This window comes from Vitreimonas sp. (assembly GCF_036392335.1).
GTDB lineage: Bacteria > Pseudomonadota > Alphaproteobacteria > Caulobacterales > Aquidulcibacteraceae > Vitreimonas.
The window spans coordinates 1-18,473 of record NZ_DASVYD010000059.1; the positions used below are offsets into that span (position 1 = coordinate 1).

Below are 18,473 nucleotides of genomic sequence, written 5' to 3' on the forward strand. Positions count from 1 at the left end.
GGCGGAGCCTTCGCGTGAACCGACGAGCGCGACGCTTGGCTTCTTCAGCCAAGCGGCGTCGCCGCGCAGGGCAAGCAGCGGCGGCGGGGCGTCGAGTTGGGCGAGCAATGGCGGGTAATCAGGTTCACAAGAAGCGACAAGGCGTGCGTTGAGAGCTTCGACGCCGTCAATCTCGCGTTCGACCGCATCAGCGGTTGGCGGGGTGAGATCGGAGATGCGCGGCAGCGCGTCGAGGGCGGCGTTTGCGGTTTTGAAGCGCGCAAGCAGGCGATGGAAGGTGAGTGCGCCGACGCGTTGTGTGCGCGCGAGCCGCGCCCAAGCGATCCGCTCCGGGCGCGACAGCGTGCGGTTCATTCCGCGCTGGGCTCGGCTGGCGGCGCGGGCGACGCCGCCTCGGCGGTGACCGGGTCGTCCTTCTTCGCACCGATCTTTGGCTCCGTGCCGGCGCGCAAGCGGGCGATGTTGGCGCTGTGGCGCCAGAAGATGAGCGCGGCGAGCACGAAGGCGAAGAGGGTTTCCCACCATTGATAGCCGGCGATCAACGACATGATTGGCGCGATGGCGGCGGCGCAGAGGGCGGCGAGCGAGGAATAGCGGAAGATGGTGGCGACGGCGAGCCAAGTGACGCCCGCGACGATTCCCAAGGGCCAAATGCCGGCAAAGAGCACGCCGAAGAAGGTGGCGACGCCCTTGCCGCCTTTGAAATTAAGCCAGATTGGAAAGCAGTGGCCGATGAAGGCCGCGCCGCCGGCGATGAGGCCGATCTGCATTTGCGGTTCGTCGGTGATGCCGGCCATGCCGGCGAACCAGCGCGCGAGCAGCAGGGCGATGGCGGCCTTGCCGGCGTCGAGCAGCAGCGTGGCGAGAGCGATATCCTTGCGGCCAGTGCGCAGCACGTTGGTCGCGCCGATATTGCCGGAGCCGACATTGCGGATGTCGCCGAGGCCTGCCGCGCGGGTCAGCACAAGCCCGAACGGAATCGAGCCGAGGAGATAGCCGCCCACGGCGGCGAGAAGGAATGAGAACACCAGCACCGGAACGTCTCTAACAGGCCGGATCGCGCCTGTGGAGAGGCGACTTTGTCGGTTCGTCGCTGAACTCGGGGCGTATTGCTGAGGCCAACGTTCTCTGGGGCGTGCGGAAAGCGGCCAGCACGTTGGGCCGCGTGAAGCGGGGCTTCACACGGTTTGGGGCGGCGCAGTCGCCGGCCTGCGGCCGGCGCTGCGGGTTAGGAGCTGTCGGCGGGAATGATGGCGCAGGGGGCTGCGCTGACGATGGCGTCGGCGATGGGCGCGGCAATCACGAGATTGAAGCGCTGGCCGCGCAGCTTGCGCGCAAGGCGGGCGAGCGCCTTCTCGGGTTTCGAGAAGAGCTCGAGCACATGCAGGATGCGTTGCAGGAAGGTGCCGGCGCGCAAGCGCAGCGATTGCGCGAGCAGACGCAGATTGGGTGTGTTGGCGCGGATCCCTGGCGCGGTGTTGCGCGGCCGGCGCGCGCCGACGCGCAGGCGCGCGAGAATGGTGCAGATGAGATAGGCGTGCACGAAGCGTTCGCAGTGACGAATGGCGTTGTGCACGCGTTTGCTGCGGCGCGCATTCGCGCCGAGTTTGAAGATCAACATCAGCGCCCACACGATCCAGCCGACGAGCGCCGCCTGGTGGCGGTCTAGCTCCTGTCGGCTGATGAGGGTGGGGACGTGTTTCATGCGCGGCAGTGTGCGGCTGGGCGCGGACCGGTTGAATAGATGCGCTTGTCGTGCACCCGGCTGCGTCCCGCCCTATCTGGGCAAGCCTCTAACGTTCTTGGGTTTTCCAAGATGCCGGCTGGAAGCCGGCGGTCCGAAAGGGGTTGAATAGAGCGACGCTTATCTCGCAGAGGCGCACGCTGTTAGCGTGCGTTTAACCACGAATTCGATCTCCGAAGGGCGCGTTACAACCAATTCGCAATGCGTTTGTGGTACCGGACGATCCGAGGATTTGGTGGATGCTGAGATCGCAGAAGAACCTGCGCGTCATTCTTGCTGACGCTGCGCCGAGTGTGTTGCGCTTGCTAGCGGATGTGCTGCGCGGCGCCGGCGTGGAGCACATCACGTATGCGCGTAGTGGGCATGAATTGCTCACGCATACCTCGGATTTCTTTCCCGACGTTGTGATCACCACGTCGCGTTTGCCGGACTTGTCTGGCCTGGATTTCACGCGCCTGGTGCGTAACGGCTACAAGAAGGTGCCGCGCGACCTGCCGATCATCGTCATGACGAACACGGCGACAAAGGGTTTTCTCACAGCGGCCATGCAAGCGGGTGCTGACGAGATGCTGGTGCGGCCGTTCACTGGCGAGGCCGTGATCGAGCGCGTTGTGGCCGTACTGAAGCTGAAGCGTGAGTTCGTGGATAGTGCTGTCTATGTCGGCCCTTGCCGTCGGCGTCGGCTGCCGGAGGACTACAATGGGCCGATGCGTCGGTTCATGGATCCGATTGACGACATGCCAGGTGCGCCGCCGTGGGAGAACGAAGCGCATCGCGTCGTCGTGCGCAAATGCGTGCAGAAGATCAGCGAGTGCATGGTGGGGCTTTCGTCGCGCGATCGGCGGATGCTGCGTCAGATCTATAGCGCGGTGAAGGAAACCGAGAGTGTCGCCAACGAAGCGCGCGACGAGGCGCTCGGCGCGGCGGCGCGATCCTTGGGGCGCTATATCACCGCCGTCGGCGCCAATGGCGCGCTGGATGAGGAGACCGTGCGAACGCACATCGATGCGATGCACAGTCTAAGCGTGCTGACGAGCGCGGAGTACGAAGAGCGGCAGCGCCTCGTGGAAGGGCTGACGCGGGTGGTCGACAAGAAGCTCGGGCGCGAGGTGGATGTCGCGGCCGTGAACACCTTCCTGCTCGGCCCGAGCCGCTAGGCGCGATCGAAGCGCCAGAAGCGGCGCTTCTGCCAATCGCCGTGGCTGTCGTCGTTCTGATGCGGCCAATCGTAAATGAACCGATCTTCGAAATTGAGATCGGCGGTGAAGTGCCGGTCGAATTTGAAGCCGGCTTCCGTCCCGAGGCGTTCAACATAGAAGGGCGATGGGCGCGAGCCCATGCCGTGCAGCGATTGTTCGAGCACGGCCTTTGGTTCCGGCACCAGCAACATCTTGTGCGGATCCTGGGAGTCGCAAACCACGGTTTCCATGATCATGCTGTCGGTCATGGCAAAGCAGCGCGCCATGTGCTCGTCCACATTCTTAATGTGATAGAGCAGGCCGAAATGGATAATCAGATCGAATTTCCCGTAATGCGAGAAATCGCCTTCAAGATCGCATTGTTCGATTTGGAGGCGCGGCACATTGCGGTGCTTTAGCCGCGCGAAATTCACGGTTTCCTGGCGGCCTTCGAGGCAGATCACTTCGGCGCCGAGATCGGCGAAGAAGGCGCCGATGTCGGAGAGCGCGGAGCCCAACTCGAGCACGCGCTTACCCTTGAACCAATCCATGCCGTAGAGTTCAAGAATCTTGTTGATGCGTTTGGTGCGCCAATGCGCGTAGCTGACCGCGAAAATCGCATCCTTTCGCGTGGCCATGTAGAGAGCGACGTGGCGGTCGATCGGGGTCATGGTGGATGTGAAGACGAGTAGCTGGAAGCGCTCGAAATCGGTCGGCAGAGGCCGCAGGCTGCGGACAAGACTCCGCAGACCGTTGAAAGAACGCTTGATGCGATCCAGCATCTTTAATCCCCTCCCGGATCAAGCCCGCGCGGACCTAGGCATGGCGGCGGCGCGCAAGTCAATGCAAGGCGCGCGCCGTTAAGCCAACGCGACGGGGCGGAGAGGGTTAAGAGCCTGTGCAGCTGACGGGCGCGGCGCGGCCGACTTCCCATTGGCCGTGCGCGCCGCCGCCGCGAAAGCCATAGCGGCCGTTGGAATAATAGCCGTCGCCGGCGCGCGGCAACACCATCGCCGGCCCGCCGATGATGGCGACGCGGGCGCTGTTGGTTTCGACATCGACCATGAGCTGGGTGCCGTCGGCGCAGCGATAGGCGATCGGACCATCAACGGGGATCGGCGGCGGCGTGCCATTTGGGCCCGGATCGCCAGGACCGACCGGCGGAGACGAGGCGCAGGCGGCCAAACCGAGCATCAAAGCGCTCAATACCAATACGCGCATGTTGGCCTCCTTAAGTGGTGAACACCGGCTTGCCGCCGATGAATGTCGTTTTGACGACGCCCTGCAGCAGCTTTTCGTCGAAGGGCGAGTTCTTCGATTTGGAGCGGAGATGGTCGGCGTCGAGTTTGTAGGGCGCGCCGATGTCGATGAGGATGAGATCGGCGGGCGCGCCTTTGGCGAGGCGACCTTGCGGCAGTTTGAGGACTTCGGCGGGGCGGAGCGTCATCGCGCGAATGATGGTGTTGAGCGAGGCGTCGCCCTTGTGGTGCAGCGTGAGCGCGCCGGCGAGCAGTGTTTCGAGGCCCACGGCGCCGAAGGCGGCTTCTTCGTACGGCAGACGCTTCTCTTCGGCGGGCTGCGGGTTGTGGCCGGAGACGATCACATCGATGAGGCCAGAGCTGATCGCTTCGACGAGCGCTTTGCGGTCGTCTTCGCTGCGCAGTGGGGGGCTGAGTTTGGCGAAGGAGCGATAGCCGTCGACGTCGTTTTCGTTGAGCACGAGATGGTGGACGTTGACGGAGGCTGTGGCCTTTACGCCCTTGTCCTTGGCGCGCTTCAGCGCGGGCAGCGTGCGCGCGGCGGAGATCATATCGAGCAGCAAGCGGCCGCCGGTGATTTCCGCGAGTGTGAGATCGCGCTCGGCCATGATGCTTTCGGCGGCGTCGGGAATCCCGGGAAGCCCCAAGCGCGCGGCGAGTTCGCCCGCATGCATGACGCCGCCTTCGGCGAGATATTGATCTTCGGGGCGATTGGCGACGAGGGCGTCGAACGCGGTGGCGTAGGAGAGCGCGCGGCGCAGCACGCGGCTGGAGACGACGGGCTTGTCGCCATTGGAGAAGAGGACAGCGCCGGCTTCGGCCATGAGGCCGATCTCGGTCATGAGGTCGCCGTCGAGATGCTTGGTGAGCGCGGCGGCGGGCAGGATGTGGACGCCGCCCGAGCGATCGACGCCGCGGCGGAGCACGAAATCGACCAAGCTTTGATCGTCGATCACGGGATTGGTGTTGGGCGTCATCACCATGGTGGTGACGCCGCCCGCGGCTGCGGCGCGGCCGGCGGATTTGAACGTCTCTTTGTGCTCGGCGCCCGGCTCGCCGATGGTGACGCGCATATCGATGAGGCCGGGTGCGATGTGTGCGCCGTCGGCGTCGATGATCGTGGCGCCGTCGGGAGCGCCGGAGACATTGCCGACGTCGAGGATCGTATCGGCGAAGAGAATGGCGCCGTCTTCGACCTTGCTCTTGGCGGGGTCGATCAAGCGGGCGTTCTTGATGAGGGTAGGTTTGATCGTCACGATTTCTTCATCGCCACGTTGAGAGTTGTCGAAAACGCGATGGCGATGATGAAGGGCACCCAAATCGGCAGCGTGCCAAGGCCGGGGGCGTTGAGGGCGGCGGCGAGGTGATCATCGACCGCCCACCAGAGCAGGAACATCCACATCAGCGCGTCTCCTGATTGGAGCCGGGTTCGGCCAAAGCTTCGAGAATGGCCATGCGCACGGCCACGCCCATGCGCACCTGGGTTTCGATGAGCGAGACGGCGGAATTGTCGGCGACGATGGAATCGATTTCGACGCCGCGATTCATGGGGCCCGGGTGCATGACGAGTGCGCCGGGCTTGGCGAATTTGAGTTTGTCTTCGTCCAAGCCGTAGAACCAGAAGAATTCCCGCGCGCTGGGGAAGAAGCCGCCATCCATGCGCTCGCGCTGGACGCGCAGCATCATGACGACGTCGGCGTCTTTAATTCCGGCGCGCATGTCGTGATGCACGGTGGCGCCCCAGCGTTCGGCGCCGGGCGGCATCAGCGTGGGCGGGCCGACGAGGCGGACATTGGCGCCGAGAATGTTAAGCAGCGCCACGTTGGAGCGCGCGACGCGGCTGTGCAGCACGTCGCCGCAAATGGCGATGTTCAAGCCTTCGATCTTGCCGAGGCGTTGGCGAATGGTGAAAGCGTCGAGCAGAGCTTGCGTGGGGTGCTCGTGCTTGCCGTCTCCGGCATTGATGACGGCGCAATCGACTTTGCGTGCGAGCAGAGCGGCGGCGCCCGAAGAGCCGTGACGCACGACCAGCAGATCGGGGCGCATCGCGTTCAGTGTAGCGGCCGTGTCGATTAGCGTTTCGCCCTTGGCGACGCTTGAGCTTTTCACGCTCATGTTCACGACGTCAGCGCCCATGCGCTTGCCGGCGAGTTCGAACGAGCTTTGCGTGCGCGTGGAATTTTCGAAGAAGAGATTGATCAACGTGCGCCCGCGCAGCGTGTCGAGCTTTTTGATCTTCTGTTCGAGCAACGGCTCGAATGTTTGCGCGCGGTCGAGGAGTTGTTCGGCTTCGAAACGATTGAGGTCGCCGATCGCCAATAGATGCTTAGAGCGGAAACGGGCGGGGCTTGCGCTTGCTTCGGATGTTTTCACGCCAGTCGGTCGCTGAGCCATGCGCGCTTGTTAAGCCGTGTGGCGGACTCGGAGCAAGCGTGGCGAAGCCATGACAAACATTTTCGTTTCAGCCCTATTGCCGCCTTCGACTCCGGCTTGTATCCGTTTTGTTCTCATTTCGAGACCGGGCAGGGTTTAGGGCTGAGAGAAGGAAGCGTGTGATGAGCAAATCGCACCAAAATCGCGGTGAAGCGATGCCATTGCGGCCGGTGGGGCTGGCTTTGGCGGCTGTGGTGGCTGGCCTGGGCGCAGGTAAGGCGCAGGCTGTGGATAATACGCCGCGCGCGCCGCTGGAGCCGAGTGCGCAGGCGACGACCTACGTGGTCGATCCGACCAACCATCCGGGGTTCGAAGAGGATGCGAGCATGGTGGTGGGGCGGTCCGCGCCGGTGGCGCCGTTTGGGGAGTAGGCGCGACGCGCCCCTCCGCTTCGCTGCGCTCAGCACCTCCCCGCGAAGCGGGGAGGATGAAACTCACGGCATCGCTAGACCGATCGCTATGGGCATGGTGATGAACGAGACGATCGTGGTGGCGGTGATGATGGCGGCCATGAGTTGGGCGTCGCCGCCCATTTCGCGCGCGAGCGTGTAGCCGGCGGCGGCTGTCGGCGTTGAGCCGATGCCGACCGCGACGGCGGTGGCGAGGGGGCTCGCGCCCGTGAGCATGCACGCGGCCCACACTAGGCTTGGCGCGAGGAAAAGCCGCATGCCGCAGGCGGTGGCGACTTTGGCGGCCGAAGCGCGCAGCGCGCCAAAATCAAGGCCGGCGCCGACGCACATCAGCGCGATCGGCATCGCCGCCTGCCCAAGCAAGCTCAGCGCATCGCTGGCGTAACTCAGATCGCGGATGCCGGCGAAATTCGTGACGAGACCCACGGCGCAGGCGATGATCAAAGGATTGGCGATGATCTGATCGAGCACGGCGCGCATCGACGTCGCGCGCGCCGCGCCCCAGCGCGCCAGTACGGCGACGCAAATAATGTTGAGGATGAGCACAAGCGGGCCGAAGGCGAGGCCGATCAATTCGGGGCCTTCCGGGCCGTAGAGCGCGGGGGCGGCGGCCAGCAGCGCAAAGCCATTCCAGCGCAGGCTGCCTTGAAAGACGCTCGTGTAAGCCGGGCCGTCGCCGCGAAAGAGGAGGCGCAAGCCCAGCGCCAGTGCGGCGAGCGCGAGAAAGCCGCCCAGCACGCCGCCAAGAAAGGGCAGCGTGTCGCCGCTGGAGAAGTCCGCACCCGAGATCAGCGTGAATAGAAACGCGGGATAGAGCACGAAATAGCCAAAGCGATTGACCATGCCGAATTGTTCGGACGTGGCGATGCGCCCCGCGCGCACGGCCCAGCCGAGCGCGATGAGTATGAAGGTCGGGACAAGCGCGCCGAAGACATCGCTCACGCGCGGCGCTCCTGCATCGCGTCGAGTGCGCCTTGGAGCATGTAGGCGGCAGCCATTTTGTCGACGACTTCGCCGCGGCGCCGGCGCGAGGCGTCGCCTTCGATGAGGGTGCGGGTGACGGCGGCGGTGGAGAGGCGCTCGTCCCAGAGCAGGAGCGGGACGTCGCGTTTAGCCAGCATGTTGCGGGCGAAGGCGCGGGCGGCTTGGGCCGAGGGGCCGCTCGTGCCGTCCATGTTCAGAGGGAGCCCGATGACGAAGCCGGCGCATTGGCGGGCGTCATAGAGTTTGAGGATGGCGTCCGCGTCGGCGGAGAATTTCGTGCGGGCGATGGTGTCGAGTGACGAGGCGATCAGGAGCGTGGTGTCGCTGACGGCCACGCCGATGCGCTTCTCGCCAGGGTCCAGCCCCATGACAGCCGCGCGTGGCGGTAAGGCGGCGGCAAAGGCGGGGAGGTCGAGAAGGGGCACGAAGCAAGGCAATAAGGCAGTGGGGCAGTAGGGCAATAGGCGGTTGTGGTCGTCCCTATTGCCTTATTGCCTTATTGCCTTAATCCCCCACACCCATGTCTATCGATGAAAAAACAGTCCGTAAGGTCGCCAAGCTGGCGCGGTTGGCGCTGCCTGAGGATCGCGTCGCGCCGATGGCGGCGGAGCTCAACGGCATCATGGCCTGGATCGAGCAGCTCAACGAGGTCGATGTCGAGGGCGTCGAGCCGATGACGAGCGCGGTCGAGGGCCTGAGCCTGCCGATGCGCGAGGATGTGGTGACGGCCGGCAATGAGCCTGAGCGCGTGCTGAAGAATGCGCCGAAGTCGGAAGACGGCTTCTTCGTGGTGCCGAAGGTGGTGGAGTGAGCTTCACCATCGCCACCGAAACGCCGCTCTCGGACGACGTGCGGGCGCTGGTGCAGGCGCTGAATGCATTCACGTATGAGCTGACGCCGGCTGAGTATCGTCATCATATGACGGTCGAGCAGATGGCGCAGCCGGATACGACTTTGTTCGTGGCGCGCGATGCGGGCGGCGCGACCTTGGGCATGGGCGCGTTGCGCCGGCATGATGGCGTCGGCGAAGTGAAGCGTATGTTCGTGAAGCCGGAGGCGCGCGGCTTGGGCGTTGGCGGTGCGATCCTGGCGCGGATCGAAGATTTGGCGCGACAGGAAGGTCTGTCGCGCGTGGTGCTGGAAACCGGTTCTAATTTTGATGCGGCCAAGCGCGTCTATGAGCGCGGTGGATTTCAAACGTGCGAGCCCGTGCTCGATTATCCACCGAGCGCCTGGACGGCGTTCTATGCGAAGTCGCTCTAAGTTTTGTGTGTGATTGAATGACTGACCTGACCTCCCTCACTTTGGCCGCGGCGCTTGATGGCATGGAGAAGAAGCAATTCTCCTCCGTCGAGCTGACCGAGGCCTTCATTGGCGCGATCGATAAGGCCAATCCGCATTTGAATGCGTATGTGGTGACGACGCCGGATTTGGCGCGCGCGAGGGCGAAAGAGTCCGATGCGAAGCGTGCGGCCGGCAAGGCCGGGCCGCTTGAGGGCGCGCCGTTGGGCATCAAGGATTTGTTCTGCACCGAGGGCGTGCGGACGACGGCGTGCTCCGGCGTGCTTGGTGAATTCACGCCGACCTATGAATCGACGGTGACGGAAAATCTCTTCCGCGACGGCGCGCTGATGTTGGGCAAGCTCAACATGGACGAGTTCGCGATGGGCTCGTCGAACGAGACGTCGAAGTTTGGGGCGGTGGTGAGCCCATGGCGGCGCGGCAATGAAGACGCGAAGCTAACGCCGGGTGGTTCGTCGGGCGGTTCGGCGGCGGCCGTGAGCGCGGATTTGTGCTTGGGCGCGACGGCGACCGATACGGGGGGGTCGATCCGCCAACCGGCGGCGTTCACGGGCACGGTAGGGATTAAGCCGACCTATGGGCGTTGCTCGCGCTGGGGCATTGTCGCGTTTGCATCGTCGCTCGATCAAGCGGGGCCGATTGCGAAGACAGTCGAGGATAGTGCGATCCTACTCCAATCGATGGCGGGGCACGATCCAAAGGATTCGACCTCGCTGCCAGTGGAGACGCCGAATTTCCGCGCCGCGTGCCAGCGTTCGATTAAGGGCATGACGATTGGCGTGCCGGAAGAATATCGCGTCGACGGCATGCCGCCAGAGATCGAAGCGCTGTGGCAGCAAGGCATCGAATGGGCGAAAGACGCAGGCGCGACGATCAAGCCGATTTCGCTGAAGCACACCAAGTATGCGCTGCCGACCTATTATATCGTGGCGCCGGCCGAAGCCTCGTCGAACCTCGCGCGCTATGACGGCATGCGTTACGGCGCGCGCGTTGCGGGCAAAGACCTTGTGTCCACTTACGAGCAGACGCGCGCCTCGGGCTTCGGCAAGGAAGTGCAGCGCCGCATTCTGATCGGCACGTACGTGCTGAGCGCTGGCTATTACGATGCCTATTATCTGCGCGCACAGAAGGTGCGTCAGCGCATTGCGCAGGATTTCCGCGATGCGTTCGAGAGCGTCGATGCGATCCTGACGCCGGCGACGCCGTCAGCGGCGTTTGCGCTCGGTGAGAAGAGCGCTGATCCCGTGGCGATGTATTTGAACGACATCTTCACGGTGACCGCGAACTTGGCGGGTCTGCCGGGCTTGGCGCTGCCGGCCGCGACCGATGCGAATGGTTTGCCGCTGGGCTTGCAAGTGATCGGCAAGGCGCTCGATGAAGAGAGCGTATTCGCTGTGAGTGCGGCGCTGGAGAAGGCGGCGAACTTCCGGGCGAAGCCGGCGAAATGGTGGGCGTGATGCGTAGGACGCTCGCGGCGTTGGTTGTAGCGGCGGTCAGCGCTTTCGCAGCGCCAAGCTACGCGCAGCAAGAGCAGGATCTGAGCGGCGTCTGGATTGGGCGCGAAGTGGAAGAGCCGCGCGTGAGCGATGGCTATTTCCGCGCGGAGTTGAGGCAGGATGAAGCTGGCGTCTTGCGTGGGCCGGGCGTCGTCGATCCATGCCCGCGCTGCGCCGGCTTCATGGAATATGATCTCGCCTGGGAAGGTCGCGTGAAAGGCGACACGCTGATGCTGACGGGCACGCCGGCACGGGTGAGTGGGCGCCACACTGTGGTGCGTTTCGAGGGGCGCGCTTCGGGTGATGGTTTCGAAGGCGTGTTGAGCGGACTGCCGCGTGGCCAGGGGATGGCGATGGTCGTGGCGCGTGCGCCCGATGTTGCGGAAACGGAACGCTCCGAATCCCGCTAGCGTGGCGGCATGGCCAAACGCAAAGCATCCGCTTCGAGACCGGAACGTCGCCCGCGCGGTGAGATTGATCGCAATTTCTTCTTTGGCGACGTGTTCATCAAGACGGGTGTCGCTGTGGCGGTCGCGCTTGGATTGATCACGCTCTACACACCGTTCACGCTGATGGGCGCGATCCATGACGGCATGTGGGATTACCTGGCCGTGATGGGCGGGTTTGGCACGATCGGCATTGCGTGTTTCTTGTTTGGCCGCCACCTGCGCCGCCAAGCCACGCATTGGGATTTCGACTAATTTCGCCGCTTCCGGCGCTTGACCTTCCGCGCCCGAGAGCCGAGTTTCCCGGCTTCCAAAATTAGGAGCCGGTCGTGAACCAGGCGGAAGTGACGCGCCTCGGCGCCTATTTGAGCAGAGTTCTAGGTTCGCCGACGGCGTCGGTGAAAGCGCGCGGCGGCGATGAAGGCGATGTCTTGATCGCTGGCGCCGTGGTGGCCGAATTGATCAAGGATACGGACGAGGGCGAAACCTCGTACTCGATCAGCTTGGCGTTGCCGCGTGCGGCGGGCGCCAAGAAGAATGCGCCGATCGATGATTCCGAACGCGCGCGTCTGCAGGGCGTATTGCGCGAAAAGCTGAAGTCGGCCGATCTGCAAGTGCGCGCACGGCCGCGGAAAACGGATTCAGCTGAAGTGTATGTCGGTGAGGAATTCATTGGCACGCTCTCGGCGGATGAGGATGAAGGCTATTTCCTCACGATGTCGATCTTGGATATCGATCTCGAGGACGAGGAATAAGAAAAAGCCCCGGCGACGCCGGGGCTTTTGAGTTCAATTCGTATCATCCAACACAGTGACAACGCGCTAGCTTGAGGAAGCGGCGCGGAGACGCGCGTTACAAGACACCCAACATGGAGGCGACCAGCGGGTGGCGGACGATGTCGGCGTCGCCGAGGCGGCAGACGGCGATGTTTTTCACGCCCTCGAGCTTGTCGGCGACGGCGTGCAGGCCGGAAAGATCGGGTAGAAGATCGGTTTGCGCGGGGTCGCCGGTGACGACCATGGTGGAATTCCAACCGAGGCGCGTCAGCAGCATTTTGATTTGGCCGTAGGTGCAGTTTTGCGCTTCGTCGATGACGACGAAGGCGTTGTTGAGCGTGCGGCCGCGCATGAAGCCAACAGGCGCGATTTCGATCAGGCCTTCCGCCATCAGGGCTTTGAGGCGCTTCGGCGAGAGTCGATCTTGCAGGGCGTCGTAGAGCGGGCGGAGGTAAGGCGCGAGTTTATCTTCCATCGCACCGGGCAAGAAGCCGAGTGATTCACCGGCTTCGACGGCGGGGCGCGAGAGAACGATGCGACCGACTTTACCGCTTTCGAGCGCTTCGACGGCTTTGGTGATAGCGAGATAGGTTTTGCCGGTGCCGGCGGGGCCCAGTGCGAGGACGAGGGCGTGCGTGTCGATGGCTTCCATCAAAGCGGTTTGGCCTTTGGATTTCGGCCGGACGTTCTTGATGAAGCTTTGATCGCGTGCGCCAGCGCCTTGTGATGGGGCGTCCTGGCCTTGCCAGCCGCCGTCGAGCACTTTCAGATTCCTTGTACGTCGATCGTCACGCTGAAATTCTTCAACGTTGAGCACGCCTTGTGCGTGTCGACGCTTCGCTGGACGCTTCGCCATAGAGGTCTCCTTCCTGGAGATGGACGAAAAAGCCGCAGGCTTTTGGCCTGCGGCTGGGGAGTCGAAGAAGATGTCGGCGGTATCGATGGCCGAATTTGGGGAGTCGAAGAATCGTGCGCCGGGCGGCGGTGCTGAGCTGGTGTGCTTCCTGCGCTTCGCGCCCACGCTCTCCCCCACGTTAGGATGCTGCCGCATCCAGGAGACCGGACAATTTGGAAAATTCCAAATCGTGATGTTCTCAGGAGACGCTGATCCGGTTAACGACGTATTGCGTTCGAACGGCGTCACAAACATTTCGCACAAGCGACGAGGCGTGGCGCACAAGGAGCATATCGATGGCGATCTACGCTTTGGCCGATGCGGATCTGGAAGTTGAAGACGAGGATGCCTTCTGGGTGGCGCCGGGCGCCGTTCTGGTGGGCAAGATCATTCTGAAGCGCAACGCCTCGGTCTGGTTCGGCGCGGTTTTACGCGGCGATAACGAACCGATTCTCGTCGGCGAAAATTCAAACGTGCAGGACGGCAGCGTGTTGCACACCGATATGGGCGCGCCGCTGACGATCGGTAAGAACGTCACGATCGGCCACCAAGTGATGTTGCATGGCTGCACGATTGGCGACAATTCGCTGATCGGCATCAAGGCGACGGTGCTGAACCACGCATTGATCCCGTCGTTTTGCTTGGTGGGCGCGCATGCGCTGGTGACGGAGCGTAAGACGTTCGAGGAAGGCGCGCTGATCACCGGCGCGCCGGCGCGCGTGGCGCGCAAGCTGGAAGACGTGCAGCGCCAAGTGATCGAAGGTTCGGCGCATCATTACGTGGAGAATTGGAAGCGCTATCAGCGCGATATGAAGAAGAGCCGGTTTGAGGTTTAACTGCTCACCCGTTTACGGGGCTGTCGCGTAAGCGACTGAGGGGGCGCGGGCGCGCGCAAGCGGCTGACGGACCTACCCCCTCCGGCTCGCTTCGCTCGCCACCTCCCCCGCATGCGGGGGAGGATTAGTGATTAGCGCTTTGCTTCCGGCAGGGGGCCGTTCCAGACTTTGTTGATCTTCACGTCGGTTTCCGGGCCGAGATTGAACCAGGCGAGGCGGTCGCGGGTGGCGTCGATGACGACGAAGCGGTCGCCGCGCTCCAAGGTTTGCGACAGCGTGTTGCGGATCACGCCAACCGAGAAGCGGGTGCGCAGAATCCAGAGGCCCGGCGAGAGTTCGCAGATGTGGCCCATGCTGGTGAGCGCGGCCATGAAGCCGTCCCACGAGCCGGAGAAGATTTCGACGTGCACGAAGACGTTGGCGCCTTCGGCATTTTCATTGGCGGCGTTCTGGCGCGGTTGGGCCATCAGGCCGACGACGCGGCGCGCCTCGATCCAAGGACCGTCGGGGGCGTCGGAGACTTTGGTGGCGGGGCGCACGCGGCCTTCGGCGACGAAGTCGGAGAGTTGCGCCATGGTGTAGGGACCATAGGCTTGCCCGCGCACCTGCACCCACCATTGGCTGGTGGCGACAACGCGGATCGGCGTGGCGACCTCGGACACGGCACTGCTCCGTTTCGAAACGGCGCGCGGTAAGGCGGCGCCGACGAAACAGGGGGTGCAACCCGCGTGCCGGTTAGTGAGCGAAAGGTTAAGCGCCTTTCGGCGGACGCGGTTCGAAGTCGACGGCGAAGCCGCCCTCGATCAGCCGGGCGACGCGGCCGTGAATCGAGCCGATGCGCACCCAGGCGCCGATCAAAGGCGGGGCGCGGCCCGCGCGGACAGTGACGCCGGCCAGGGAGAAATCGAGGATTTCGCCCATGCAGGTTTGGCCGTCCTCGAACTCGATGCGCGTCATGTGGTCGGGGCGGCCCGCACCAATGGTTTTCGCCGGCTCCTCGCTCAACGCGTCGCCAAACAATTGCTTGTTCATAGCGATCGTCAGCTGCTCAGCCATTTTCTCGCGCTTGTGGGCGCTGAAATCGAAGATCACGGCGGCTTCGCCTTCGCCGCAATGGCGGGCGACCGAACCGGAGACGCGGCCAAAGCCGTCGAGATAAAGCACGACGCGATCGCCCACGCCGGGGAGGATCGGGGCGGCGATGCGGATGTCGCCGGGGGAGATGTCGGCGGTGCGGCAATCGTGCTCGCGCCCGAGCGGGTCGAGCAGGCGGCCATTGACCTCGATCGGGACGCGGCGGAAACGGCGGCGCTCGCGGATGCCGACCTGGGCGGCCGTCAGGCGGCGCGCGGCGGCGGCCAAATCAAGTTTCGGGGCGGCATTCGACATGGTCTGATGAAAGCGCGTTTAGCGTAAAGTTTGGCTTAAGGATTAAACTTGACGCCTGCGTCATCTCGTCGGAACGAGTTTGATCTGCTAGGCGTGGTCGACCAGACAAGAGCGACGCCCGGACAGGGTGCGAAGGGAGCGAGACGTGGCCGAGATCGAGGACGGGCAGAAATTCGATTATGTCATCGTCGGCGCGGGGAGCGCGGGGTGCGTGCTGGCCGCCCGGCTGAGCGAGGATCCAAGCGTCAGCGTCGCGCTGTTGGAAGCGGGCGGTAAGAACAATTCGCTGCTGGTGCGGATGCCGGCGGGCGTCGGCAATCTGATCAAGGCCAAGGGCGCCAGCAATTGGGGCTTCGAGACCGTCCCGCAGCAATTCATGAACAATCGCCGTTTGTATCAGCCGCGCGGACGCGGTTGGGGCGGATCGTCGGCGATCAACGGCATGGTCTATATTCGCGGCCACGCGCGCGATTACGACCAATGGCGCCAGATGGGCCTCAATGGTTGGGGTTATGCGGACGTGTTGCCGTATTTCAAACGCGCGCAGCATCACGAAGACGGCGCCGATTCCTTCAATGGCGAAGGTGGGCCGCTTTGGGTGTCGCGCGGGCCGCCCGGCGACCCGATCTACAAGGCGTTCATTCAAGCGGGCAAACAAGCCGGCTATCCGGTGACGCGCGATTTCAACGGCTATCAGCAAGAAGGCGTTGGCCCCTATCACCTCACCATTCGCGATGGTGAGCGCTGGAGCGCGGCGGCGGCGTATTTGAATCCGATCGTCGCTTCGCGATCGAATTTGAAAGTGATCTCGAACGCGTTCGCGGGGCGCGTGCTGTTTGAGAAGAAGACGGCCGTTGGCGTCGAATTCTCCGGCGGGCCGGGCAAGGCGACGCAGAAGGTTTACGCCAAGCGCGAAGTTTTGGTGTGCGGCGGCGCGTTCCAATCGCCGCATCTGTTGCAGCTTTCGGGCATTGGACCTGCGGATGAGCTGAAGAAGCTGGGCATTGAGGTCGTGCAGGACGCGCCGGACGTTGGCCGCAATCTGCAGGACCATTTGGACGCCTGCATCATCTACGAGATGACCAAGCCCATCTCGATGTATTCGAAAACCAAGGGCCTCAAGCAGCCGCTGATTGGTCTGCAATATTTGCTGGCCAAGCAGGGACCGGGGCGGACCAACCATTTGCACGCTGGCGCGTTCTTGAAGACGCGCGGCGAATTGGATCGCCCCGATATTCAGCTGCACGTCGTCAACGCGGTGATGATTGACCACGCCAAGGTGAAGCCAGATCGCGATGGCTTTACCGTGCACACTTGCCAGCTTCGCCCCGAGAGCAGAGGCACGGTGACGTTGGCCTCAACCAATCCGTTCGACGCGCCGCTGATCGATCCACGCTATTTGGCGGAAGAGAATGATCGCCGCACGATGCGCGACTCCGTGCGCATGGTGCGCGAGATCTGCAGCCAATCGGCGCTCGACCTCTACCGGGGCGCGGAATTCAAGCCAGGCGCGCACGTGCGTACGGATTCCGAGATTGACGCCTGGATCCGCGATAACGCCGAGACGATCTATCACCCGGTCGGCACCGTGCGCATGGGCGTGGACGACAAGGCGCCTTTGGATGAGCAATTGCGCGTGCGCGGCGTCGAGGGCCTGCGTGTCGTCGATGCGAGCGTGATGCCGACGCTGGTCGGCGGCAACACCAATGCGCCGACGATCATGATCGCGGAGAAGATCGCCGATGTGCTGCGGGGCAAGAAGCCGCTGCCTGCGCAGGATGTTCGCGTGGCCGAAGACGCCCGGGTTGCGGTGTAGTGCGCGCGGCGCGCAGTGTTGCGGCACTCGGCGCGCTGATCGGCGCGGCTGCGCTGGGGCTGCAGTATTTCCTGATCGTGCGGAATATGGGCGCGGAGGGATCGACGCTGCTTGAGGCGACGTGGCGCTATTTCGTGTATTTCACCATCCTGACGAACGCGTTCGTCACGTTGGTGATGGCGCGCGCGGCGTTGAATCCAGCCAGCCGCGAGGGGCTCAATGCGCCGCGCGTTGAGCTGATGGCGGTGACGTCGATCTTGTTCGTGTGCATCGTCTACAATCTCTTGCTGGCGTCACGCTGGGATCCGCAGGGTCTACAGAAGGTTGCCGATGTTGGCGTGCATCAGATCGTACCGGCGCTCTTCGCCTTATTTTGGCTGTTGCGCCCGCATGGCGGGCTGACATGGCGCGGGGCGTTGTTCTGTGCGCTGTGGCCGACGGCTTACACTGTGTATGCGCTGGCGCGCGGGCAGCTCGACGGCTTCTACGCGTATTATTTCATGGACCCGAGCACGATGTCTTGGGGCGCCCTGGCGCTCAATGTGGCGGGCTTGTGCGCGGCGTTCGTGGCGGGCGCGCTTGTGTTGGTGGGGGTCGATCATGTGCTGGCGAGACGGGCGCAGGCCGGGGTCGACTTGCGGGCGTCAGCGCGAGCGCCCAATTAGGCGCTCATGAACGAACCATCGATCACGCGCCCAGGTTGGCGGAAATTGCCCGCTTCAGCCATGGGCGTCGTGATGCCGTTGCTGCTCTCGATCTTTATGACGTTCATCGTCTCGGCCGTGGCGACCCTGCGCGCGATCGGGCTGGCGCCGGACTTTGTCGAGCGCTGGATGTCGGCGTGGGGGCTTTCTTGGGTGATTGCGTTCCCTGCTGTGCTGGTCGTGTTGCCGATCGTACGGAGGCTCGCCGCGCTGATCGTGGAAACGCCAAAGCCTTAGTCGTTCACGACAACCAAGCGCATGCCCTTCGGCGCCTTGGCGGCTGGCGGGTGCAGCGAGCCCAGACGCAGGCGCTGGATGGGGCGGCCGCCGAGGAAGCTCTCGCCGCCGAGCATTTGGAACATGCCGAGGAAGCGGTGGCCGAGTTGGTGGTCGACTTTGAGCGGCGTGATCAGAATTTCGGCGCCGAGCACTTTTCCGCACCCGGTCTCGGCTGTGACGCGCAGAATGCCAGGCTCGTTGGCCGCTGTGCAGGCGTTGATCAGCGCGTTCACGAGAGCGAGGTCGGGCGCGAGAAAGAAGCGCTGAAAGTCGTGCTCGCGCATGTCGCGGCCGAAGATGTCGACGAGTTCCGTGCCGAAGGTGCGGATGGGCAGACGGCCATCGCTGGTGCGCTCCAGCACGAAGAGGCGCTCAAGCACCTGATCGGCGCCGCCCTTTTTGGGCGCTTCGCCTACGCCGGCGAGCGCGCGGCCATAAGCGAGCAGCGCGCGTGTGTCTGGATGAAAAGTCTCTTCGCCAAGCATTGAGTGTCAGGTGTCGGGTGTCAGGTGTCAGGTGTCAGAAG

General features: G+C 63.6%; 27 protein-coding genes. 13 read left to right on the forward strand and 14 right to left on the reverse strand.

Annotation, left to right across the window (positions count from 1 at the left end; translation table 11 throughout):
* The 3 genes from VF769_RS13590 to VF769_RS13600 all read right to left on the reverse strand — a co-directional run.
* Nucleotides 1-354: DNA-processing protein DprA (locus tag VF769_RS13590; RefSeq protein WP_331008962.1), on the reverse strand; the 354-nt coding region annotated here is incomplete at its 3' end.
* Nucleotides 351-1,031, reverse strand: coding sequence for a glycerol-3-phosphate 1-O-acyltransferase PlsY (gene plsY / locus VF769_RS13595; RefSeq protein ID WP_349258149.1), 681 nt, complete (start codon nt 1,029-1,031; stop codon nt 351-353). The genes plsY and VF769_RS13590, both read right to left, overlap by 4 nt.
* A gap of 197 nt (nt 1,032-1,228) precedes the next feature.
* Nucleotides 1,229-1,705: a hypothetical protein gene (locus VF769_RS13600; RefSeq protein ID WP_331008964.1), complete on the reverse strand. Its 477-nt coding sequence runs from the start codon at nt 1,703-1,705 to the stop codon at nt 1,229-1,231.
* Between the two features lie 278 nt (nt 1,706-1,983).
* On the opposite strand from VF769_RS13600, the gene VF769_RS13605 reads away from it, so the two are divergent.
* Nucleotides 1,984-2,901 (forward strand): response regulator, encoded by a 918-nt coding sequence (locus VF769_RS13605; protein WP_331008965.1) that lies wholly within the window; start codon nt 1,984-1,986, stop codon nt 2,899-2,901.
* Here the strand turns inward: VF769_RS13605 and VF769_RS13610 are convergent.
* The 5 genes from VF769_RS13610 to VF769_RS13630 all read right to left on the reverse strand — a co-directional run bounded on the left by VF769_RS13610 (nt 2,898) and on the right by VF769_RS13630 (nt 6,575).
* Entirely contained in the window at nt 2,898-3,704 is an 807-nt protein-coding gene (locus VF769_RS13610; RefSeq protein ID WP_331008966.1) for a class I SAM-dependent methyltransferase, read from the reverse strand. The genes VF769_RS13605 and VF769_RS13610 overlap by 4 nt on opposite strands.
* A gap of 106 nt (nt 3,705-3,810) precedes the next feature.
* Nucleotides 3,811-4,143, reverse strand: a complete 333-nt coding sequence (locus VF769_RS13615) for a hypothetical protein (RefSeq protein ID WP_331008967.1) — start codon at nt 4,141-4,143, stop codon at nt 3,811-3,813.
* A gap of 10 nt (nt 4,144-4,153) precedes the next feature.
* Nucleotides 4,154-5,440 (reverse strand): dihydroorotase, encoded by a 1,287-nt coding sequence (gene pyrC / locus VF769_RS13620; RefSeq protein ID WP_414731781.1) that lies wholly within the window; start codon nt 5,438-5,440, stop codon nt 4,154-4,156.
* Nucleotides 5,434-5,583: a hypothetical protein gene (locus VF769_RS13625; RefSeq protein ID WP_331008969.1), complete on the reverse strand. Its 150-nt coding sequence runs from the start codon at nt 5,581-5,583 to the stop codon at nt 5,434-5,436. The genes pyrC and VF769_RS13625 overlap by 7 nt, the downstream gene beginning before the upstream one ends.
* Nucleotides 5,583-6,575 carry an aspartate carbamoyltransferase catalytic subunit gene (locus VF769_RS13630; protein WP_349258147.1) on the reverse strand — a complete coding sequence of 331 codons (993 nt, stop codon included), beginning with the start codon at nt 6,573-6,575 and terminating at the stop codon, nt 5,583-5,585. The genes VF769_RS13625 and VF769_RS13630 overlap by 1 nt, the downstream gene beginning before the upstream one ends.
* A 161-nt stretch (nt 6,576-6,736) precedes the next feature.
* On the opposite strand from VF769_RS13630, the gene VF769_RS13635 reads away from it, so the two are divergent.
* Nucleotides 6,737-6,985 carry a hypothetical protein gene (locus VF769_RS13635; protein ID WP_331008971.1) on the forward strand — a complete coding sequence of 83 codons (249 nt, stop codon included), beginning with the start codon at nt 6,737-6,739 and terminating at the stop codon, nt 6,983-6,985.
* A 63-nt stretch (nt 6,986-7,048) separates the two neighbouring features.
* On the opposite strand, the gene VF769_RS13640 is transcribed toward VF769_RS13635, so the two are convergent.
* The gene (locus VF769_RS13640; RefSeq protein ID WP_331008972.1) at nt 7,049-7,966 is read right to left on the reverse strand and encodes an AEC family transporter; all 918 of its coding nucleotides are present in this window, start codon (nt 7,964-7,966) and stop codon (nt 7,049-7,051) included.
* The gene (gene ruvX / locus VF769_RS13645; RefSeq protein WP_349258148.1) at nt 7,963-8,433 is read right to left on the reverse strand and encodes a Holliday junction resolvase RuvX; all 471 of its coding nucleotides are present in this window, start codon (nt 8,431-8,433) and stop codon (nt 7,963-7,965) included. Before ruvX ends, VF769_RS13640 begins: the two co-directional genes overlap by 4 nt.
* 95 nt (nt 8,434-8,528) lie before the next feature.
* Here ruvX and gatC point away from each other — a divergent pair, with 95 nt between their 5' ends.
* The 6 genes from gatC (at nt 8,529) to VF769_RS13675 (ending at nt 12,007) form a co-directional block, all read left to right on the forward strand.
* Nucleotides 8,529-8,819, forward strand: a complete 291-nt coding sequence (gene gatC / locus VF769_RS13650; RefSeq protein WP_331008974.1) for an Asp-tRNA(Asn)/Glu-tRNA(Gln) amidotransferase subunit GatC — start codon at nt 8,529-8,531, stop codon at nt 8,817-8,819.
* Nucleotides 8,816-9,271, forward strand: a complete 456-nt coding sequence (locus tag VF769_RS13655; RefSeq protein ID WP_331008975.1) for a GNAT family N-acetyltransferase — start codon at nt 8,816-8,818, stop codon at nt 9,269-9,271. The genes gatC and VF769_RS13655 overlap by 4 nt, the downstream gene beginning before the upstream one ends.
* 17 nt (nt 9,272-9,288) lie before the next feature.
* Nucleotides 9,289-10,767: an Asp-tRNA(Asn)/Glu-tRNA(Gln) amidotransferase subunit GatA gene (gene gatA, locus VF769_RS13660; protein ID WP_331008976.1), complete on the forward strand. Its 1,479-nt coding sequence runs from the start codon at nt 9,289-9,291 to the stop codon at nt 10,765-10,767.
* A complete protein-coding gene (locus VF769_RS13665) occupies nt 10,767-11,216 on the forward strand; it encodes a hypothetical protein (RefSeq protein WP_331008977.1) in 450 nt (149 codons plus the stop codon). The genes gatA and VF769_RS13665 overlap by 1 nt, the downstream gene beginning before the upstream one ends.
* Nucleotides 11,217-11,225: 9 nt before the next feature.
* On the forward strand, nt 11,226-11,507 hold the full coding sequence (locus VF769_RS13670; protein WP_331008978.1) for a hypothetical protein: 282 nt from the start codon (nt 11,226-11,228) through the stop codon (nt 11,505-11,507).
* A 74-nt stretch (nt 11,508-11,581) separates the two neighbouring features.
* Nucleotides 11,582-12,007, forward strand: a complete 426-nt coding sequence (locus VF769_RS13675) for a DUF3126 family protein (protein ID WP_331008979.1) — start codon at nt 11,582-11,584, stop codon at nt 12,005-12,007.
* 97 nt (nt 12,008-12,104) lie between these two features.
* Here VF769_RS13675 and VF769_RS13680 read toward each other — a convergent pair whose 3' ends face one another.
* Nucleotides 12,105-12,884 (reverse strand): PhoH family protein, encoded by a 780-nt coding sequence (locus VF769_RS13680; protein WP_331008980.1) that lies wholly within the window; start codon nt 12,882-12,884, stop codon nt 12,105-12,107.
* 19 nt (nt 12,885-12,903) lie between these two features.
* Between VF769_RS13680 and VF769_RS13685 the strand changes: the two genes are divergently transcribed.
* Nucleotides 12,904-13,260, forward strand: a complete 357-nt coding sequence (locus tag VF769_RS13685; RefSeq protein ID WP_331008981.1) for a hypothetical protein — start codon at nt 12,904-12,906, stop codon at nt 13,258-13,260.
* Nucleotides 13,220-13,759 (forward strand): gamma carbonic anhydrase family protein, encoded by a 540-nt coding sequence (locus tag VF769_RS13690; RefSeq protein ID WP_331008982.1) that lies wholly within the window; start codon nt 13,220-13,222, stop codon nt 13,757-13,759. The genes VF769_RS13685 and VF769_RS13690 overlap by 41 nt, the downstream gene beginning before the upstream one ends.
* Nucleotides 13,760-13,890: 131 nt before the next feature.
* On the opposite strand, the gene VF769_RS13695 is transcribed toward VF769_RS13690, so the two are convergent.
* Nucleotides 13,891-14,421: a DUF4339 domain-containing protein gene (locus tag VF769_RS13695; protein ID WP_331008983.1), complete on the reverse strand. Its 531-nt coding sequence runs from the start codon at nt 14,419-14,421 to the stop codon at nt 13,891-13,893.
* Between the two features lie 88 nt (nt 14,422-14,509).
* Nucleotides 14,510-15,148: a PilZ domain-containing protein gene (locus VF769_RS13700; RefSeq protein ID WP_331008984.1), complete on the reverse strand. Its 639-nt coding sequence runs from the start codon at nt 15,146-15,148 to the stop codon at nt 14,510-14,512.
* A gap of 145 nt (nt 15,149-15,293) precedes the next feature.
* Between VF769_RS13700 and VF769_RS13705 the strand changes: the two genes are divergently transcribed.
* From VF769_RS13705 to VF769_RS13715, 3 genes are read left to right on the forward strand one after another with little or no spacing between them, the layout of a single operon-like run.
* Complete coding sequence (locus tag VF769_RS13705) at nt 15,294-16,964, forward strand: choline dehydrogenase (RefSeq protein ID WP_331008985.1); 1,671 nt, start codon at nt 15,294-15,296, stop codon at nt 16,962-16,964.
* On the forward strand, nt 16,964-17,629 hold the full coding sequence (locus VF769_RS13710; protein ID WP_331008986.1) for a Pr6Pr family membrane protein: 666 nt from the start codon (nt 16,964-16,966) through the stop codon (nt 17,627-17,629). The genes VF769_RS13705 and VF769_RS13710 overlap by 1 nt, the downstream gene beginning before the upstream one ends.
* Nucleotides 17,630-17,635: 6 nt before the next feature.
* Complete coding sequence (locus tag VF769_RS13715) at nt 17,636-17,905, forward strand: DUF2798 domain-containing protein (protein ID WP_331008987.1); 270 nt, start codon at nt 17,636-17,638, stop codon at nt 17,903-17,905.
* Here VF769_RS13715 and VF769_RS13720 read toward each other — a convergent pair.
* On the reverse strand, nt 17,902-18,432 hold the full coding sequence (locus VF769_RS13720) for a PAS domain-containing protein (RefSeq protein ID WP_331008988.1): 531 nt from the start codon (nt 18,430-18,432) through the stop codon (nt 17,902-17,904). The two genes, VF769_RS13715 and VF769_RS13720, sit on opposite strands and share 4 nt — an antisense overlap.
* Nucleotides 18,433-18,473 lie beyond the last annotated feature (41 nt).

What these genes read in the sequence shown, in the direction of transcription:
- VF769_RS13615 (WP_331008967.1), bottom strand. Translation starts at nt 4,143, where the DNA reads ATGCGCGTATTGGTATTGAGCGCTTTGATGCTCGGTTTGGCCGCCTGC.
- VF769_RS13680 (WP_331008980.1), bottom strand. Translation starts at nt 12,884, where the DNA reads ATGGCGAAGCGTCCAGCGAAGCGTCGACACGCACAAGGCGTGCTCAAC.
- VF769_RS13605 (WP_331008965.1), top strand. Translation starts at nt 1,984, where the DNA reads ATGCTGAGATCGCAGAAGAACCTGCGCGTCATTCTTGCTGACGCTGCG.
- VF769_RS13665 (WP_331008977.1), top strand. Translation starts at nt 10,767, where the DNA reads ATGCGTAGGACGCTCGCGGCGTTGGTTGTAGCGGCGGTCAGCGCTTTC.
- VF769_RS13670 (WP_331008978.1), top strand. Translation starts at nt 11,226, where the DNA reads ATGGCCAAACGCAAAGCATCCGCTTCGAGACCGGAACGTCGCCCGCGC.
- VF769_RS13685 (WP_331008981.1), top strand. Translation starts at nt 12,904, where the DNA reads ATGGACGAAAAAGCCGCAGGCTTTTGGCCTGCGGCTGGGGAGTCGAAG.
- VF769_RS13610 (WP_331008966.1), bottom strand. Translation starts at nt 3,704, where the DNA reads ATGCTGGATCGCATCAAGCGTTCTTTCAACGGTCTGCGGAGTCTTGTC.
- VF769_RS13715 (WP_331008987.1), top strand. Translation starts at nt 17,636, where the DNA reads ATGAACGAACCATCGATCACGCGCCCAGGTTGGCGGAAATTGCCCGCT.
- gatA (WP_331008976.1), top strand. Translation starts at nt 9,289, where the DNA reads ATGACTGACCTGACCTCCCTCACTTTGGCCGCGGCGCTTGATGGCATG.
- VF769_RS13635 (WP_331008971.1), top strand. Translation starts at nt 6,737, where the DNA reads ATGAGCAAATCGCACCAAAATCGCGGTGAAGCGATGCCATTGCGGCCG.
- VF769_RS13720 (WP_331008988.1), bottom strand. Translation starts at nt 18,432, where the DNA reads ATGCTTGGCGAAGAGACTTTTCATCCAGACACACGCGCGCTGCTCGCT.
- VF769_RS13630 (WP_349258147.1), bottom strand. Translation starts at nt 6,575, where the DNA reads ATGGCTCAGCGACCGACTGGCGTGAAAACATCCGAAGCAAGCGCAAGC.
- VF769_RS13600 (WP_331008964.1), bottom strand. Translation starts at nt 1,705, where the DNA reads ATGAAACACGTCCCCACCCTCATCAGCCGACAGGAGCTAGACCGCCAC.
- VF769_RS13690 (WP_331008982.1), top strand. Translation starts at nt 13,220, where the DNA reads ATGGCGATCTACGCTTTGGCCGATGCGGATCTGGAAGTTGAAGACGAG.
- VF769_RS13625 (WP_331008969.1), bottom strand. Translation starts at nt 5,583, where the DNA reads ATGTGGATGTTCCTGCTCTGGTGGGCGGTCGATGATCACCTCGCCGCC.
- VF769_RS13700 (WP_331008984.1), bottom strand. Translation starts at nt 15,148, where the DNA reads ATGTCGAATGCCGCCCCGAAACTTGATTTGGCCGCCGCCGCGCGCCGC.
- gatC (WP_331008974.1), top strand. Translation starts at nt 8,529, where the DNA reads ATGTCTATCGATGAAAAAACAGTCCGTAAGGTCGCCAAGCTGGCGCGG.